Consider the following 16,510-nt stretch of genomic DNA (forward strand, 5'->3'; position numbering starts at 1 on the left):
GGGGCAGGAAGGCGGTAAGAGAGTGAGAAATTTAGCAGTAACGCACTTTTCCAGCCAAAGTCTGGCCGCCGATAAAAAGCAAAGAGGTTGCTGATTAATCCCGAATCACTTACTAAGGTAAGTGATTCGGGTGAACAAACACAGCCATCTTCTGCGTCATGCTTTTTTTTCTCTGTCCGGAATAACTCCAGTGCAGAAAGTGTGATACATCAGTCCTGTTGATGATGGCTCCAGTTGGTTATACGGTAATAACTCATGACTTCACAGTGTGGTTTCTTTTAACAAATCGACAGCCAGCATTTCCAGCTGGTTAACCACCTCATTACTGGATCGCTCCATTCTGTCAAGTTCTTGCGACATCGCATTCATATCGCCTGCGGCAAAATAGTTCAGCGCAGAGTGACCAGCGGTATGCACCTCTTTATGCGGCGCTTCCAGACTACGGAAACTGTAGTAATTGCTAAACTGCTGCCCTTCGAAACCATAGTACCATTTCCCCAGCCGACACTGATCGTGCATCGTTATTTTACTGTTTATGTCTTTATTTAAGAGTAATTTGTAGACTTCCATTTTCCAGATAACATGGTCAACTTTGACAATATTCAAAAACTGCACCGTAGAGATGTACTGCATGACCGATTTCATGCTCAGCGATTTATCGATGACGATGCCAATAGACTCCACAATTTGATTTATGTTAGTCGTAATATTATCAATAACCGGCTGTTGGTTATCCAGCACCTCACTCACTCTGGCCGTATTATCTTTGATTACAGAGGTTAACGTACTGACGCTTTTCGAACTGTGTTTAACATCTTCGGACAGGTTTTTCACCTCTTTCGAAATAACGCTAAAACCACGCCCGGCATCCCCTACGCGCGCGGCCTCGATCGCGGAGTTAATCGCTATCAAATTGGTCTGGTTAGCGATCTTCTGTATCTCTTTAATACACGCATTAATTTGCGTTAAGGAGGTATTTAAGTCGCCCATACGACAGCCAATATCCGATGAAGTCGTGCCAATTTCGGTGATAAATTCCACGAGCGATTTTAATGAACTTCTGGCTTTATCATTCTGTTCGTTAAGTTCATTAATGCGTTCTTTTTCAATGTTGAGCTGCTCACAGGACTTAATGATGGCATTACGAATGATATCGATCGTCGAGATCCCCATCAGAATTTTTTGACACAATATCCGCTCATAAGGCTCAGGAGTATCCACCACCACGTCAGACGCATTAGCGCCGGATTCTGCTGGCGGCGGTATTTTTACAACATTATTATTCCAGTGGCGCAAGCCTAATACTTTTTTAAACATATACCATTCTCCTTATTATATGTGGACATCCTGATCTATGCCTGGATAAAGTATTATCAACTCATGCTAACATAATGAAAAATCGGCTGTCATCTGCCATAACCATCCACTCACCAGAATAAGACAAAACGTCCACTAAACTTAAATAATTACAGAGTAAACTATTCAACAATACTATTAATAGTCATAATGGAAGTCGCTTCACTTTATACGGAAATATTATTTACAAGGCTGACAATAATAGTTGAATAATAATTAACTGCATTTACTTAGGTGTATCTATATCTCAGCCCGAAGATTGCAGACAGGGTTTAAACGCAAACTTTTGCAATAGAAAAATAACCTAACGTAAACTTTTTATATGACCAATAATATCATTTGGACTCATCAATATATTATGCTGTCCGTTTACCAACCAAACAGGCATGACCTAAATCCAAAGGGATAGGGGCGGCGTAACCAGCCGCAAAAAGTATCGAGTAGTCGAAAATCAGGAAACGGATGCGCCAACGCGGCGAGCGTCACCGCCTGCGTCAGAAAAGTTAAGAATAATTTGTGATATTATTTCTCATATGTTACCAGTAAATGTCAGGCTGACAGCCGTTCGCTGGTAAACACAACAGGCGGGATATCGGCACCAACGCCGATATCCCGACGAGAATGACCCCGTTACGCTTTGATGACGATTAACGGTTCAATATCGCTCTCTTTTTTAATGACTAATGAATCATCGCCGCGCAGGCACGTACCGCCGTAGTTACCGCCCACGGTAAACGTACAGACCTGAATATACTTCCCGGCGACCTTCGGCAGGCACCACAACTGCTGATAGATATTTTTCTGCGTGGCGAACTTGCCACTGGTTTTATCCAGGAGTTCTTCCTGATGACTCACCAAATCAATATTACTACCGCAACGTCCGGCAATCGGTTTTACCGCATAGCCGGTCTGCACCAGCTCATCGTTAACGGTAAAATCCGTGTCGAGCAAATAGCGATGATGTGGGAAGAGCGACCACAGGATGGGCAGGATCGCTTTGTTACCCGGGATCACCGTCCACAGCGGTTCAAACACCAACACTTCCGGGCGCAGTAATACATCAATCAGCCGGACTTCATTTTCCGGGTGCCCGGTACGAATAGGCACTGCGGCGTACTCCGTCTCGCTGACTTCGCGTATCTGCTCCATCGCCGTTTCCCACGCCCAGGTTTTCCAGACACAATTCACCAGCCGTCCGTCGCCATCGATCAACTGCCCGGCGTCATCCCAGCGCAACTCGCCCAGCCCGCGGAGAATTTTGCTCGCGAAGCCGGCCTGATGCAGCGCCTGCTGCATAAACTGCGCGTGATAGTCCTCCTCGATATCATCATCCTGCATGATATGGACGAAAGGACGCGCTTTACTGTGTTTCCAGGCGCCTGCCAGCTCGTTAATTAAGCCCTCTGCCGGGTTATGCCCTTTACCGGTATAGCCCTGCTCAGCCCATTTTTCGAGAATTAATCCCGCTTCGGTATGGCATGATGCGGAATCGGCATTGTATTCATAGACTTTCAGCCCGCGTTCATCCATGCAGAAATCCATACGACCGGTGATCATATGGTGACGACGGCGCTGCCAGGAGAGGCGCAGACGCGGCCAAAGAATTTTGGGGATATCGAATAGCGCCAGCAGATTATCGTCTTTTAAAACTTTGTCCGTAGCGTGCAGGTACATCAAATGCAACTCATTGGTCGCTTTGATAAGCTCCTGTTCAGCGCTCTCGGTGATGGTATAATACTGGTACGGGTCCTGATTGATAACGTGTCCGTTCGCCTGTACATAGGCTTTTTGTAACGGATCGCGCTCATCCAGCCACTGACCGTCAAACTGACCTTTCTCTGGCAGTCTTGCGCCGCGAATCGCCAGCGACTGATTCGCGATGTCAGGCTGTGACAAACTGTATTGCGTGTCGTCGGTCTGGATCATCCAGCCTAAAATCGTCGTGTCATCAAAGGTGTCGCGCAGGGTGTAACACCCGTTTTCTACGACCATTTCCAGTTCGCGAGTCCACTGCTGCCCTGGCGGCAATGGCGTGTGGATAACGTTTTGCTCAGCAATACGAATTTTGTTATCCAGGAGTTGGGTGATAATCGCGACGTGCCCGGTTTCGTTAAACTCGCCGCCCTTTTGCCAGATGAGCAGCGCCCCGGCCTCCGGCGCGCGCGGCGAACCGTTCGGGAAGGCCTGCAAAGGCAAAATATTGTCATTCACGACCTCGCGCAGAAAACGCAGCGAGAAGATTTCCCAGGCCATGCCGACGTCAGTAAAAACAACGCCATAATTCAGAAAGAGAAAACGGCGGGCAAATTCCACGCACTGCCATTTATGCCCCATGTATTCATCGTCGATGTAGCTACGAAAAGCTGCGTCGTCGTCGTCCCACGGATCGAGGGAATTGTAATCTGAAGAGTAGATCGCTACGCCGCCGGGGGCGTAACCCAATAATGTCCCGAAGGGGGCATCCTGACTGGTGGTTCCTTTGCTCATGCACTTACCTCAAAACAAGACCGCCTGAGCAGCCTGGCGTAATTTCGCTCTGATTGTCTGCTCTGTGACACTAACCGGACAGAGGTCGACATAATCATACACCTCAATAAGGCACACTGAGGCCAGAAGGTTAAAATTTCACTCGCCGGAATGTCCCAATCGGTTAAATGTCCGGTTAGCAAGCTGCTACACTGCTTCAACACCACCACTGTGAAGGCAGGTCAATATGGCAGATAATACTTATCAACCCGCAAAAGTCTGGACGTGGGATAAATCCGGCGGCGGCGCGTTCGCTAACATTAATCGCCCGGTTTCCGGCCCGACGCACGACAAAACGCTGCCCGTCGGCAAACATCCGTTACAGCTTTATTCGCTGGGGACGCCTAACGGCCAGAAAGTGACCATTATGCTGGAAGAGCTCCTGGCGCTGGGCGTGACCGGCGCCGAATATGACGCCTGGTTGATTCGCATCGGCGAGGGCGATCAGTTCTCCAGCGGCTTTGTTGACATCAATCCGAACTCAAAAATCCCGGCGCTGCGCGATAACTCACACAACCCGCCGATTCGAGTTTTTGAGTCGGGCGCAATTCTTGTTTATCTGGCGGATAAGTTTGGCCATTTCCTGCCGCAGGATCTGGCTAAGCGCACAGAAACCCTTAACTGGTTGTTCTGGCTACAGGGCGCGGCGCCGTTCCTCGGTGGCGGTTTCGGTCATTTCTATCATTATGCGCCGGTAAAAATTGAGTACGCCATTAATCGCTTCACCATGGAAGCCAAGCGTCTGCTGGACGTGCTGGATAAGCAGTTAGCTCATCACCCGTATGTCGCGGGAGAAGAGTACACTATTGCCGATATGGCCATCTGGCCGTGGTTCGGCAACGTGGTGCTGGGGAATGTCTATGATGCAGCGGAGTTTCTGGATGCCGGAAGTTATCAAAACGTACAACGCTGGGCGAAACAGGTAGCCGAACGTCCGGCGGTAAAGCGGGGGCGCATTGTCAACCGGACCAACGGCCCATTGAACGAACAGCTTCACGAACGCCATGACGCCAGCGACTTCGAAAACCATACCGAAGATAAACGTCAAAGTTAAACCATAATGCCGGATGAGGTAGTAATGTCGTCATCCGGCATGGTATTCCCTGCTGACGCTTCGCTTATCAGTTCTGCGAGTGTGTCATATGCGGCGCTTCACTAAACCCATGTTGCATGAGAATCAACCTCGCCCGTGCTGATAGTAAAAAGTCGGCAAGCGTTTTTCCCTGCTCGCTCAGGCAGGCAAAGCCATATTCAGCCACGGGATTATAAGGTTCCGGGATATCAACCACTCGCAGCGAATTAACCAACCGTAGCCTTGGAGCATAGCTGGCATAGCCAATAAAGATATCGGTGTAATCATGATTGATGAGCCATTCCGCCGCCAGCCGACCCGCCGGTAACGGCAAAGTCTGCCTGCCGCCAACCAGCGCTACCGCGCGTTTTCGGACCGCTTCGCCCTCCTTGCCCATCCGCGAAAAAAGCTGCTGCGTATAATCGCCGGAAGGATCGCAACCTGCTGTTGAGGTGCCGATCCGCAGATCCCGCCGGGTTAACAGCGACAGCCAGTCCTCGCCTTCACGCATCGCCTGTGCCCGCACGCTCAGACACAAACGGTTCGTCGTAAAAGGCGCGACCCGCAGCGCCCGCCCGCTTTCCAGCAGCGCCTGCGGATGCGCCAGGTTCGCCGAAGCAAAAAAGTCGCACGCTTCGCCCGCTTCGATGCGTTCACGTAACAACCCCGCCGGACCGAAATCACATACCGCATCCGCCTGAAACGCCGCCATTAGCTGCGGCCAAACGACACGCAAGCTCCCCGCAGCCAGTATTCGCATCACTGTACGCCCTGATAGTCAGTACGGTAAAAACGTTGATACCAGTCGTTAGCGGCCTTTTGCATGTCAATATCGTGGAATTTTTCCGGATAGAGTTTTTTCGCCATCCACAGTTCGCCGATTCCCACCGCCTCCGGCATCGGATATCCCCAGGCTTTGGCATAATCCGGCATCAGGTAAACCCGATGATGCTTCACCGCGTCAATGACCTGCCACTGGGGATTGTGCAGGATCTCATTGACGACCTTCGGATAGCGATTCTGGACAAAGATCACCTGTGGATCCCAGGCGATCACCTGCTCCATTGTCACCTGCTTAAAGCCTTTCACCGAGGATGCCGCTACATTCAGCGCCCCCGCATGGGCCATCATCAGACCGGTATATTTACCGGAACCGTAGGTGGTCAGCTCCGGATTCGCCATATAGGCGCGAACCCGCTCATTTTCAGGAACCGACTGCAAACGGTCGCTGACCATTTTGCGACCTTTATCCATCGCCTCAATCAGCGCTTTCGCCTCCTGCGGTTTATTGACGATATCGCCAATCAGCGTTATTCCTTCACGCAGCCCGCGGTTGTAAGCCTGCTCTTCATCGGCCAGGGTCGGGTTCATTTTAGCCTGCTCGCCAGCAACATCATGGCGCAGCGAAATCGCCACCACCGGAATGCCAAGACGGCTGATCTTGTCGATCATCTCCTGTGGAGCGTAATTCGTGACAAACACCACCTGCGGGCGCAGCGCCACCAGTTTTTCAGGATCAACGTGCGTTAGATCGCCCAGCGAGGCTTTTTGCGCCAGTTCCGGTGCCAGACGCGCATAGCCGTCGCCTAATTGCTGTTTCCAGTTCGCCATGACCCCAACGATTTTGTCAGTGGCATTCATCTGTACAAGGAGATTGAGCGTTTGATGCTGGAGCACCACCACTCTGTCGACGGTGTCGGGAACCGTGACCTGGCGGCCAAGTTGATCGGTAAAAGTACGTGCCGCCTGTGACATTAACGGCCAGCAAAAAAGCAACGCCAGCAGAGAGAGCTGGCGCAAAAATTTATTCATAGGTTTCGCCCCATAATCGATATATAAATAATTATACAACGATTATAGAGCGATATAACAGAGGTGATTAAGGGATCACGCGCTGGTGATGTCGTACTCCATGCGGCGCAGCGCATCTAACGTGGCTTTCGCTTCGTCTTCGTCAATGATGCTCATCGCAAAGCCAACGTGTACCAATACCCATTGCCCTATTAGCTCGGCTGGCTTACCTTCACAAATCAGAGCAATATTGACATCACGTTTGATGCCACACACTTCCACCTGCGCAAGCTGGTGAATATCATCTCCGACGGCCAGCACCTGACCGGGGACGCCAATACACATAATTAACCACCTGAAATAAAATGCGGGTTATTCGACCTCAATACTTTTTACTTTCAACGAATCGCCGGTATCCACCCGCAGGCGATCGCCATGACAATGCGGACATTGCGCGTCATGCCTGAGAATTTCCACCACCTGACTGCAATCCCAGCACCAGGCCTGGGCCGGTCTGTAGTCGATGTGCAATTCGCACCCTTGCGCTAAAGTCCCCTGGCAGGCGATGTCAAAGCTGAAACGAACCGCGCGCTCTTCAACGCACGAAAGCGCGCCTATCTCCAGCCATACGCCGGTGACGCGCGCCACGCCGTGCTGTTCTGCCTGCTGCTGAATAATTTCAACGGCGCTTTGGCAAAGAGACAGCTCATGCATTCTCACAGCTCCGAACGGCCAAACAGCAACGCGCGCCGGCTTGTCTGCGGCGCATCAGGATTGCTTACCGGCAGGGATAACAGCATCCGCGCGCAGTCATCCGCCAGCCGGACGCCCTCTTCCGGCGACAGGCTACGGGAAAGCGGTGACATCAACGAGCAGGCAAGATATTGCGAAACGCCTTCCAGTTCGCCAACGGTAAAGGTCATCGTGCCATAAGGCAGTTGCAGACCGAGTTTTTCACCGACGGTACGCCCGGGCCAGATCTGGTCCGGGCCAGGGAAGATTAATGCGCTTAACATCCACGGCGTAATTACCGTGCCCGTCCATTGTCCTTCAAACAACGTAAAATCAGAGACATGCACAGGCATAGTCGGATGCAGAAACGAAAGATCGTGCATCGAACGATGGGCTATCTCTTCAAACGCCGCCTGAACCCGGGCGACGGGCGCCGTGTCGAATCCGGAAAACGTTTCAGACATGCGCCGTCTCCTTAGGAATTGCTTCGACGCCGGATTCACGCAGCGCAGCAAGAACCTGCTCAAGCGCAGGTTCAATCATCGCCTCGACGGTTGGCGTTAAGCCGATGTGCGGTTCCAGCGACTGTGGAATAACGCCGACCAGGGTCAGTTTCTTCGGAAACTCGCCGGTAAAGCGGAGGGCCGACAATACGTCGGCCAGTCCAAGCTGATGGGGGGAGATTTTGTTGGTGAACAGCGCCGGAACTTCATCGTCGCGCAGTACCATAATGGTTCCCGGCGCGTTCTTTTTCGACACGATGGCGTCGGCAATGATCAAATGATCCCGACTCGCCATATCGCCAAGAAGTTCCATTCCCGCCGTACCGCCATCCAGAATCTCAACGAAATCCGGCAGGGTGTATCGTTGCTCTAACGCTTCAACAATACGCACCCCGATGGCTTCATCGGTCAGCAAAATATTGCCGACCCCTAAGACTAATATCCGCATTACAAAACCTTCACCGAGACCACTTCATTGCCATCGGCGTCCACCACGTGTACCGCGCACGCCATGCAAGGGTCGAAGGAGTGGATGGTACGTACCACTTCCAGCGGCTTCGCCGGATCGGCGATCGGCGTACCGACCAGCGACTGTTCGTACGGCCCCACGTCATCGTTGAAGTTACGCGGACCTGAGTTCCAGGTCGATGGCACCACCGCCTGATAGTTACTGATAATGCCGTCTTTAATCACCATCCAGTGAGACAGCATACCGCGCGGCGCCTCCAGGAAGCCCACGCCTTTGAACTCGCCCGTCGCCGGAATGTTCGGCTTCACAAACGTGGTGTAATCGCCTTTGCCGATATTTACAATCAGCGCGTTGTATTGATCCTGCAATACGTTTTGCAGTTCACAACAGTGAACGGTACGCCCGATGATACGACCCAGCGTAGAGTGAAGTTGCGCCATTTCCAGCGTTTTGCCGGTCAGCTTCTGATAAAGCGCAATGATTTCATTGAGCTTGGTCTGCGTGGATTCACGGCCTGCAGCCAGTTTACACAGCATGTTCGCCAGCGGCCCGACTTCAACGGTTTTGCCGTAGAATGTCGGCGACTTGACCCACGAGTATTTACCGTCATCCGACCAACCGTCGTAAGCCGGGATCGTGGTGCCTTCCCACGGCGCCTGCGGCGCTTCATCTTTGTACCAGGCGTGCTTCGCGCTCTCCTGAATACCTTTAATCAGGAACTCGTCGGAGTGAGAGGTGATCGGACGGTATGTCGACAGATCGGCATTGGTAATGTAACCGCCCGGGAACAGGAAACTGCCGTTTTTACCGTCGGTCGGGAATTCCGGCGCGCTCAGGTAGTTCACCGCGCCTTTGCCGCGCTCCAGCCATTCCGGATAGTAGGCCGCGATGACTGCGGTATCCACTTTATACACCTGCTCGACAAAATCGCTCAGCTTATCGATAAACGATTTGATGTACATCAGGCGTTCAAGGTTCAACGTACCGATGCTGTCGAGATTGATCGGGTTCGCCACCCCACCGACCGCCAGGTTCTGGATATGCGGCGATTTACCGCCCAGCAACGCCACCACGCGGTTAGCGTCACGCTGACATTCCAGCGCCTGCAGATAGTGGGCGACCGCAATCAGGTTGACCTCCGGCGGTAACTGCATTGCCGGGTGCCCCCAGTAGCCATTGGCGAAAATACCTAATTGACCGCTGGCGACAAGATCCTTGATCTTGTTCTGAACTTTCGTGAACTCTTGCGCGCTGTTCAGGTGCCAGCTCGACACGCCATCCAGCATCGCAGAAGCTTTTTCCGGATCGGCTTTCAGCGCAGAGGTAATGTCCACCCAGTCCAGCGCAGAGAGCTGGTAGAAATGGACAATGTGGTCATGGGTGGTATGCGCCGCCAGAATAATATTACGGATATACTGCGCGTTGACGGGAACATCAATATTCAGCGCGCTTTCTGCCGCACGAACGGAGGAGATCGCGTGAGTTGTCGTACAAACGCCGCAAATACGCTGCACAATCATCCACGCATCGCGCGGATCGCGGTTCTTCACGATCTCTTCCATACCGCGCCACATGGTGCCGGACGCCCATGCTTTGGATACGACGCCGTTCTCAATTTCGCAGTCAATGCGTAAATGACCCTCAATACGGGTTACCGGATCAATAGTAATTCTCTGGCTCATGCTTTGCTCGCCTCATGACGATTATGATCGTTTTGTTTTAAAGGAGGAAGTATCGGCAGTAGACGAATGAGTACGATGTATGCACAAATCTCAATAGCCACAAAACCAATAGAAATCAACAATTCTTCCCAGGTTGGGAAGTAGTGGTAGCCGCCACCCGGGTTGAATGCCACCAGCGAATAGGTCAGACGCCACGTCGCGCAGCCCAACAGCGCGCTCAGCGCCGACAGGTACAGCATACGAGAGTCATTACGCAGTTTCGCCACACGCAGCACCACTAACGGGAAGACCATCAGGACGACTTCAATCCAGAACATGACGGAGTAAAAATCGCCGGCAAACGCATAGGACAGCTTGTCGCGATAAATCAGTTCGCCAAAGCGCAGGACGACGAAAATCGCCAGCAGCACGCTGATGGTATTCGTCAGCTTAACAAACAAATTTTTCTCATCCGGACCGTTTCCTTTCAGGCCTGCCTGAACCAGCGAACCCTCAAATATGACAATAGAGAAGCCCATGATAAACGCGGTCAGAACCGAGAACAGCGGCAGCATTTCATAGCTTTGCCATAGCGGATGCACTTTATAGCCCGCCGAGATCATCAATGACCCCATTGAGGACTGGTGCATCGTCGGCAGCAGCGCGCCCAGCGCGATAATAAAGAACATCACCTTATTCAGACGCTTGAGCGACACTTTCCAGCCCAGACGTTCAAACAGGGCAGGCGCAAACTCCAGCGCCATCACGCCGATGTAGATGGTCATACAGACCGCCGTCTCAAACAGTACCGAGTTCACGTTGAAGTGACCTGGAATGTAGAAGTACGGCAGGTTCCAGTAACGACCGACGTCGATAGTGATCGACAGGCCGCCCAGCGAGTAACCAAACAAGCTTGCCAGCAACGCCGGGCGCACCAACGGATGGTATTGCCCACGGTTAAAGACATACACCGCCCATGCCAACGCCCAACCACCGCAGGCAAAGCCGGTGCCGATCAACAGGTCAAAGGCAATCCAGACGCCCCACGGGAAACCGCCGTTCAGGTCGGAAACGGAGCCCAACCCGAAGACCAGACGCTTCACGATAAGGAGCATACACAGGACGATTAACGGTCCAAAAATAATGACCGGTTTACTGATGATTTTTCCGCCCAGCGGTTTTGGATCATGACTCATGATCGTCTCCTCCATCGTGATGGTCGTTTTTGCTATTACGACGAACCAGCACGGTTAAGCCCGCCAGCGCAGCCAGGGGTAGTATCATGCCTTTATAAAGCGTGTGTTGAACATGCTCGGAGCGCGCTCCGGTTGAAAGGTCATCCAGCTTCGGCAGATCCAGATCTTCATAAGGAACGCCTGTCAGCACCAGCACCTGAGTACCACCGCCCTCTTTTTCACCGTAGAGGTGTGGGTAGTATTTAGGCACCGTATGCAGATAGGTGTCGTCCGTTTTCAACGTCTGGCGCGGATAGTTATATTCACTGCCTGGTTTGAGGGCCAGACGTTTTTTCGCTTCCGCCATCAGCTCTTCACGAGTACCGAAAATGACGGCCCCTGCCGGACAAACTTCCACACACCCAGGCAAACCGCCTTTATCCAGACGCTCAACGCCTTTCTGGTTACACAACTCACACTTGTGAAGCGCGCCAAACGGGTTGTTGTAGTCGTACTTAGGTACGTTGTACGGGCAGGCAACCATACAGTAACGGCAGCCGGTGCAGACATCTTTGTCATAGTGGACGATGCCGGTTTTCGGATCTTTTTTCAGCGCCGACACCGGGCAAACGGAAACGCAGTTAGGATCAACGCAGTGCATACACTGTTTCTTGATGTAGGCATAGCCGTTCTCTTCCTGATCTTTGTTCACGCCCGTGCCGCTACGCCATACCTGGATAATGTTATTGGTATACGGCGACAGCTTGTCGTTGTTCGACCAGGTCTGCTCCCCTTCCGGGTTACGCGCCGGGAAGTTGATATCCTGACACTTTGTGACGCAGGCCTGACAGCCCACGCACAGAGTGGAGTCATACAGCATGCCCAGCGAACCTGGAATCGGCGGACGGTTTTCTGCAGCCGCATGGCTGACAGACGGCGCGGCGCCCAACAGCAATGCTCCACCGGAGGCTGCTTTAATAAAGTCACGTCTGTTCACGGTTATTCTCCCCGTGAGTCAGCGTTATCTTTCTTTTGCTGACGCCCCAGTTCACGTACCGCCATCACGCTGACGCCGGCAACCAGACCGACTACGCCGCCAAGCAGACCGACAGCGCCCGCAGAGATATTGCCGCCTTCTTTCATATTGACGTCAGGTTTCTCTGAACGCGGAGTTTGGTTTTCGACATGAGCAAGCTGGTGAATGCCCTTATGGAAGCCGATACCTTCTTCGTTACAGCCATAGCAAGGATGACCGATCGCCACTGGCCAGACGCCGCCAACGTCACAGAACTGTAACGTAGAACAGTTGCCCCAGGTTTCCGGCCCTTTACAGCCAAGATGGTAGAGACACCAGCCCTGACGGTGGCCTTCGTCGCCAAATTCTTTGGCAAAACGGCCTGCGTCGAAGTGTGGACGACGTTCGCAATGCTCATGAATCAGACGGCCATAGGCAAAGGTTGGACGATTTTTCGCATCCAGCTTCGGCGGCGTGCCGTAAGTGATGATATGCGCGACGGTCGCCAGGAAGTTATGCGGGTTTGGCGGACAACCTGGAATATTGATAACCGTTTTGCCCGGTAAGACTTCCTGCAGACTGACAGCGCCGGTTGGGTTTACGCCAGCCGCAGCAACGCCGCCCCATGCCGAGCAGGAACCGATAGCGATAATCGCAGCTGCGCCGTCGGCGGCTTTGCGGATGTGATCCACGATCGGCTCGCCGGCAACCATGCAGTAGATACCGTTATCTTTTAGTGGGATAGAACCATCCACCACCAGAACATATTGCCCTTTATACTTCTCCAGAGCGTTATGTTTGTTTTCTTCGACCTGGTGACCGAATGCGGCGGAAAGTACCTCGTGGTATTCCAGAGAGATGGTCTCCAGAACGAGGTTTTCAACGGTTGGGTGTGTAGCACGAAGCAGTGATTCGGTACAACCGGTACACTCCTGAGCGCCAATCCAGATAACGGGCGGACGCTGTGGATTGGATACCGATTCTGCCATTTCTGCGGCGGCTTTGCTACTGAGCCCCATAGTAGCGGCCAGTGCTGCACAAAGCTTCATGAAATCACGACGGTTAATGCCGTGAGAAGTGATGAGAGTATTATCTCCAGTCATTTTATAGTTATTCCGTTACGAAGACCTGGCTTTTATTTTGCACTGTTCGCGAAGAAGTTATTGCGATCGGTACGCCATTTACCACACTTTTTTTATGGTTATGTGCGCCATAATACTTCGACGGAACAGTAAAACGAAGGGAAGAGGCGATAGTGTAATTAATTAAAGCAAGATAATACCCCTGTTGGATCAACCTTCGAGTCGATAACCGGCCATAAAGAAGCGAACCGCCATCCCGGAATGATTCTCTTTAAAGAAATCCATCACCATTTCTTTATCCAGACCATAGCGACGCGTCAGAATTCCGGCCTCCCACGCGCTAAGTTGACGATCGCCGGTCTTTTCGAACATACGGTGTGTAAAACCCAATACAAAGCCACGTTTATACTCAGAACAGAAATTCACCGCATGATGCGCGCTATATGCATATGGCGCGTGCAACCCGGCCATTAACCCTTTCCCAAAATGATTATTCATCTGACCTCCTTAGTCGCTATATAATAAATTATATAGCGACTGATTAAATGAAGGCCAGCGCATTACGCGCTTTTTTGCTTCACATCAGAAGGAAACCCATTCATCAGTAGACTGTGCGGGAGCCGACGCCATTCTCTGAACGCCAGGCGCCGCTTTCGCCGTTACGCATTGTTGCGGCTCACTAGCGGAAAGCCGGAACTGCTGTACGGAGCGTTGCAAATCCTCCGTCTGCCGTTCCAGCGCCGCCGCCGCCGCGGAAACCTGCTCAACCAGCGCGGCGTTTTGTTGCGTAACGCTATCCATTTGCGTGATCGCCACGCCAACCTGAGAGATACCTTTACTCTGCTCTTCGGAGGCGGACGCGATCTGTTTCATAATCGTCGTCACTTCCGTGACGCCGCGCAGGATGGCGTCCATCGTCGCGCCGGTCTCCTGGACCAACTGCGCGCCCTGCGCTACGCGACGTACCGATTCGCCAATTAAGGCTTCAATTTCTTTCGCCGCCCCCGCGCTGCGGCTGGCCAGGTTACGTACCTCACCGGCGACCACCGCGAAGCCGCGTCCCTGCTCGCCCGCTCTGGCCGCTTCTACCGCTGCGTTCAAGGCCAGAATATTGGTCTGGAAAGCAATACTATTAATCACGGTAGTAATTTCGGCGATCTGCTGCGAACTGGCGGAAATGCCGTCCATTGTTTCTACCACATCGGAAACCAGTTCACCGCCTTTTCCTGCCGTTAGCGAGGCGGCATCCGCAAGCTGACTCGCCTGGCGGGCGTGTTCGGCGTTCATTTTCACCGTTGCGGTAAGCTGTTCCATGCTGGCGGCAGTTTCTTCCAGCGCGGCGGCCTGTTCTTCCGTTCGGGAAGAGAGATCGTTATTACCGGTAGAAATTTCCGTCGCGCCGCGCCAGATATTGTCACTTCCGGCGCGGATCGTACTCACGGCTTCGCGTAAACTGTCCTGCATCGCGCGCAGTAGCGGCACCAACCGGCCTACGCAGTTACGCCCCAACGCTTCAATCGGCTGGCTAAGATCGCCTTGCGCGATGCGCTGAAATTGCTGGCGGATGCGCTCCAGCGGTTTCACCATCATTGCAACCAGATAGCGATCGGTAAAAATCAGGATGGCAATGCCCAGAATCACCGCCGTGATAAGCAGGATGCGGATGGTATAGGTTTTACCATCGACCATTACGCGGGTGTTATCCAGCATGGCGCCAGCTTCATGACTAAACCGTTCCGCGCTGGCGCCGAACGCGCGACTGAGTGCGGGCGTGACCGTACTGGCATGTTCGCTCCAGGCGGCCAGCGATCCTTGCTGCGCCAGTTGCATTTGAGGAACGACGCCTTTCTCCAGCAAGGCCTGCCAGTTGGACAAGACCTCCCTTGAGATATCAGGGTTCATCGGCCCTGGCGATAGCGCTTTCATCTCCTCCAGCTTCTGACGCATATTCTCGAGCGACTGCCGGGCGGGCGCAAAATCGGGCGTGCCGCCGCCGATTTTTACATCCATCGCGCGGCTAAGGCGGGTAACAAAGCGGAAATATTGATCGTTACCCTGGCTTAGCACCGTCATTTGCCGCACAAGATGCCGGTCAATATCATTTCCTTCCGAAACTTCGGATAAAGCATGGACGCTGTATAACCCCACCCCCGACCAGAGTAGACAAAAAAGTCCCAGTATCGTCAGCATGACCATACGAATAGTAAAGTTTTGCAGCAAACGCATATGAATTTCCTTGCTGAATATAAGAGATTAGTCATCAGACGATGACGCACTCTCGTTATCGGCAAGGCGCGGAGAATATATAATGCATTCTCCATTTTTTTACAGTTATCGCCGTTCACGTACCCGCAGATGTTATATATCTGTGAACGCAGAGAAAATCTTTTAGTCTTATTACTGGGTAAATGAATAGATGTAGTAAAAATATTGCGTAAGGCTGCAGGGAGGCGGTTATCCGCCGTTAAAGAAGTGCTGTTTTACAGCCGGGCTCAGTGTCCTTTGCCCGACTGCCCCGCCGTTGACGGCGGCTCAATGGTTATGCCGCGTCAATCTGTCCAGATAGCCCATCACGAACGCCGACAGGACAAAGGTCAGATGGATGATGACATACCACATTAATTTGTTATCCGGGACGTTTTTCGCGTCCATAAACACGCGTAACAGGTGAATGGAAGAGATAGCGACTATCGATGCCGCCACCTTATTTTTTAGCGAAGTCGCATCCATTTTCCCCAGCCAGTTCAGCTTCTCCTTGCCCGCAGAGATATCCAGCTGAGAGACAAAGTTTTCATACCCGGAGAACATGACCATTACCAGCAATCCGCCAACCAGAGTCATATCAACCAGCGATAACAGCACCAGGATCAGATCGGCCTCCGCCAGGGCAAAAACGTTCGGCAGAACGTGTAGAATTTCCTGGAAAAATTTTAGCGCTAAAGCGATCAGCGCCAAAGAGAGGCCAAAATACACTGGCGCGAGCAGCCAGCGAGACGCATACATTACATTTTCAAGAAAGCGTTCCATAGGGACCTGTCAGGTAACTAAAATCAGCAACAGTATATCTCAACCATGCAACATCAGATCAACATGCAGTTAAGAGCCTATCCCACCAGGCGTTATTGGCG

15 protein-coding genes and 1 pseudogene are annotated in these 16,510 nt (G+C 52.3%); 1 reads left to right on the forward strand and 15 read right to left on the reverse strand.

Translation table 11 applies throughout. The features are described 5' to 3' along the window. Positions 1 to 261: 261 nt before the first annotated feature. Together ACLJRE_RS02165 and gss are read right to left on the reverse strand one after the other, a co-directional pair. Complete coding sequence (locus ACLJRE_RS02165) at positions 262 to 1,317, reverse strand: methyl-accepting chemotaxis protein (RefSeq protein ID WP_000475253.1); 1,056 nt, start codon at positions 1,315 to 1,317, stop codon at positions 262 to 264. 669 nt (positions 1,318 to 1,986) lie between these two features. Next, positions 1,987 to 3,843 (reverse strand): bifunctional glutathionylspermidine amidase/synthase, encoded by a 1,857-nt coding sequence (gene gss / locus ACLJRE_RS02170; protein ID WP_023212698.1) that lies wholly within the window; start codon positions 3,841 to 3,843, stop codon positions 1,987 to 1,989. Positions 3,844 to 4,069: 226 nt separating this feature from the next. Between gss and yghU the strand changes: the two genes are divergently transcribed. Next, entirely contained in the window at positions 4,070 to 4,936 is an 867-nt protein-coding gene (gene yghU, locus ACLJRE_RS02175; protein WP_000774852.1) for a glutathione-dependent disulfide-bond oxidoreductase, read from the forward strand. A gap of 67 nt (positions 4,937 to 5,003) precedes the next feature. Here yghU and ACLJRE_RS02180 read toward each other — a convergent pair whose 3' ends face one another. The 13 genes and pseudogenes from ACLJRE_RS02180 to ACLJRE_RS02240 all read right to left on the reverse strand — a co-directional run bounded on the left by ACLJRE_RS02180 (position 5,004) and on the right by ACLJRE_RS02240 (position 16,409). Beyond that, positions 5,004 to 5,714 carry a molybdate ABC transporter substrate-binding protein gene (locus ACLJRE_RS02180; protein WP_023212697.1) on the reverse strand — a complete coding sequence of 237 codons (711 nt, stop codon included), beginning with the start codon at positions 5,712 to 5,714 and terminating at the stop codon, positions 5,004 to 5,006. Next, positions 5,714 to 6,766, reverse strand: coding sequence for an ABC transporter substrate-binding protein (locus tag ACLJRE_RS02185; protein WP_001032017.1), 1,053 nt, complete (start codon positions 6,764 to 6,766; stop codon positions 5,714 to 5,716). Before ACLJRE_RS02185 ends, ACLJRE_RS02180 begins: the two co-directional genes overlap by 1 nt. Before the next feature lie 75 nt (positions 6,767 to 6,841). Further along, positions 6,842 to 7,090 (reverse strand): hydrogenase maturation factor HybG, encoded by a 249-nt coding sequence (gene hybG / locus ACLJRE_RS02190; RefSeq protein ID WP_000334890.1) that lies wholly within the window; start codon positions 7,088 to 7,090, stop codon positions 6,842 to 6,844. A 27-nt stretch (positions 7,091 to 7,117) separates the two neighbouring features. Beyond that, the gene (gene hypA / locus ACLJRE_RS02195; RefSeq protein WP_000544945.1) at positions 7,118 to 7,459 is read right to left on the reverse strand and encodes a hydrogenase maturation nickel metallochaperone HypA; all 342 of its coding nucleotides are present in this window, start codon (positions 7,457 to 7,459) and stop codon (positions 7,118 to 7,120) included. Next, positions 7,452 to 7,941: pseudogene (gene hybE, locus ACLJRE_RS02200) on the reverse strand (hydrogenase-2 assembly chaperone). Before hybE ends, hypA begins: the two are co-directional and overlap by 8 nt. After that, entirely contained in the window at positions 7,934 to 8,428 is a 495-nt protein-coding gene (locus ACLJRE_RS02205; RefSeq protein ID WP_001221962.1) for a HyaD/HybD family hydrogenase maturation endopeptidase, read from the reverse strand. Before ACLJRE_RS02205 ends, hybE begins: the two are co-directional and overlap by 8 nt. Continuing rightward, positions 8,428 to 10,131: a hydrogenase 2 large subunit gene (gene hybC / locus ACLJRE_RS02210; protein ID WP_000083045.1), complete on the reverse strand. Its 1,704-nt coding sequence runs from the start codon at positions 10,129 to 10,131 to the stop codon at positions 8,428 to 8,430. The genes ACLJRE_RS02205 and hybC overlap by 1 nt, the downstream gene beginning before the upstream one ends. Continuing rightward, entirely contained in the window at positions 10,128 to 11,306 is a 1,179-nt protein-coding gene (hybB, locus tag ACLJRE_RS02215) for a Ni/Fe-hydrogenase cytochrome b subunit (protein ID WP_000017679.1), read from the reverse strand. The genes hybC and hybB overlap by 4 nt, the downstream gene beginning before the upstream one ends. Then, a complete protein-coding gene (gene hybA / locus ACLJRE_RS02220; RefSeq protein WP_023196833.1) occupies positions 11,296 to 12,282 on the reverse strand; it encodes a hydrogenase 2 operon protein HybA in 987 nt (328 codons plus the stop codon). Before hybA ends, hybB begins: the two co-directional genes overlap by 11 nt. 2 nt (positions 12,283 to 12,284) lie before the next feature. Then, a complete protein-coding gene (gene hybO / locus ACLJRE_RS02225; protein ID WP_000145429.1) occupies positions 12,285 to 13,403 on the reverse strand; it encodes a hydrogenase 2 small subunit in 1,119 nt (372 codons plus the stop codon). A 189-nt stretch (positions 13,404 to 13,592) separates the two neighbouring features. Further along, a complete protein-coding gene (locus ACLJRE_RS02230; RefSeq protein ID WP_001059119.1) occupies positions 13,593 to 13,880 on the reverse strand; it encodes a DUF2623 family protein in 288 nt (95 codons plus the stop codon). Between the two features lie 84 nt (positions 13,881 to 13,964). Then, positions 13,965 to 15,608, reverse strand: coding sequence for a methyl-accepting chemotaxis protein (locus ACLJRE_RS02235; protein WP_001238425.1), 1,644 nt, complete (start codon positions 15,606 to 15,608; stop codon positions 13,965 to 13,967). Positions 15,609 to 15,914: 306 nt separating this feature from the next. Further along, positions 15,915 to 16,409 (reverse strand): TIGR00645 family protein, encoded by a 495-nt coding sequence (locus ACLJRE_RS02240; RefSeq protein ID WP_000439335.1) that lies wholly within the window; start codon positions 16,407 to 16,409, stop codon positions 15,915 to 15,917. Between the last annotated feature and the right edge of the window lie 101 nt (positions 16,410 to 16,510).

Source organism: Salmonella sp. SAL04157 (assembly GCF_046551635.1).
GTDB lineage: Bacteria > Pseudomonadota > Gammaproteobacteria > Enterobacterales > Enterobacteriaceae > Salmonella > Salmonella enterica.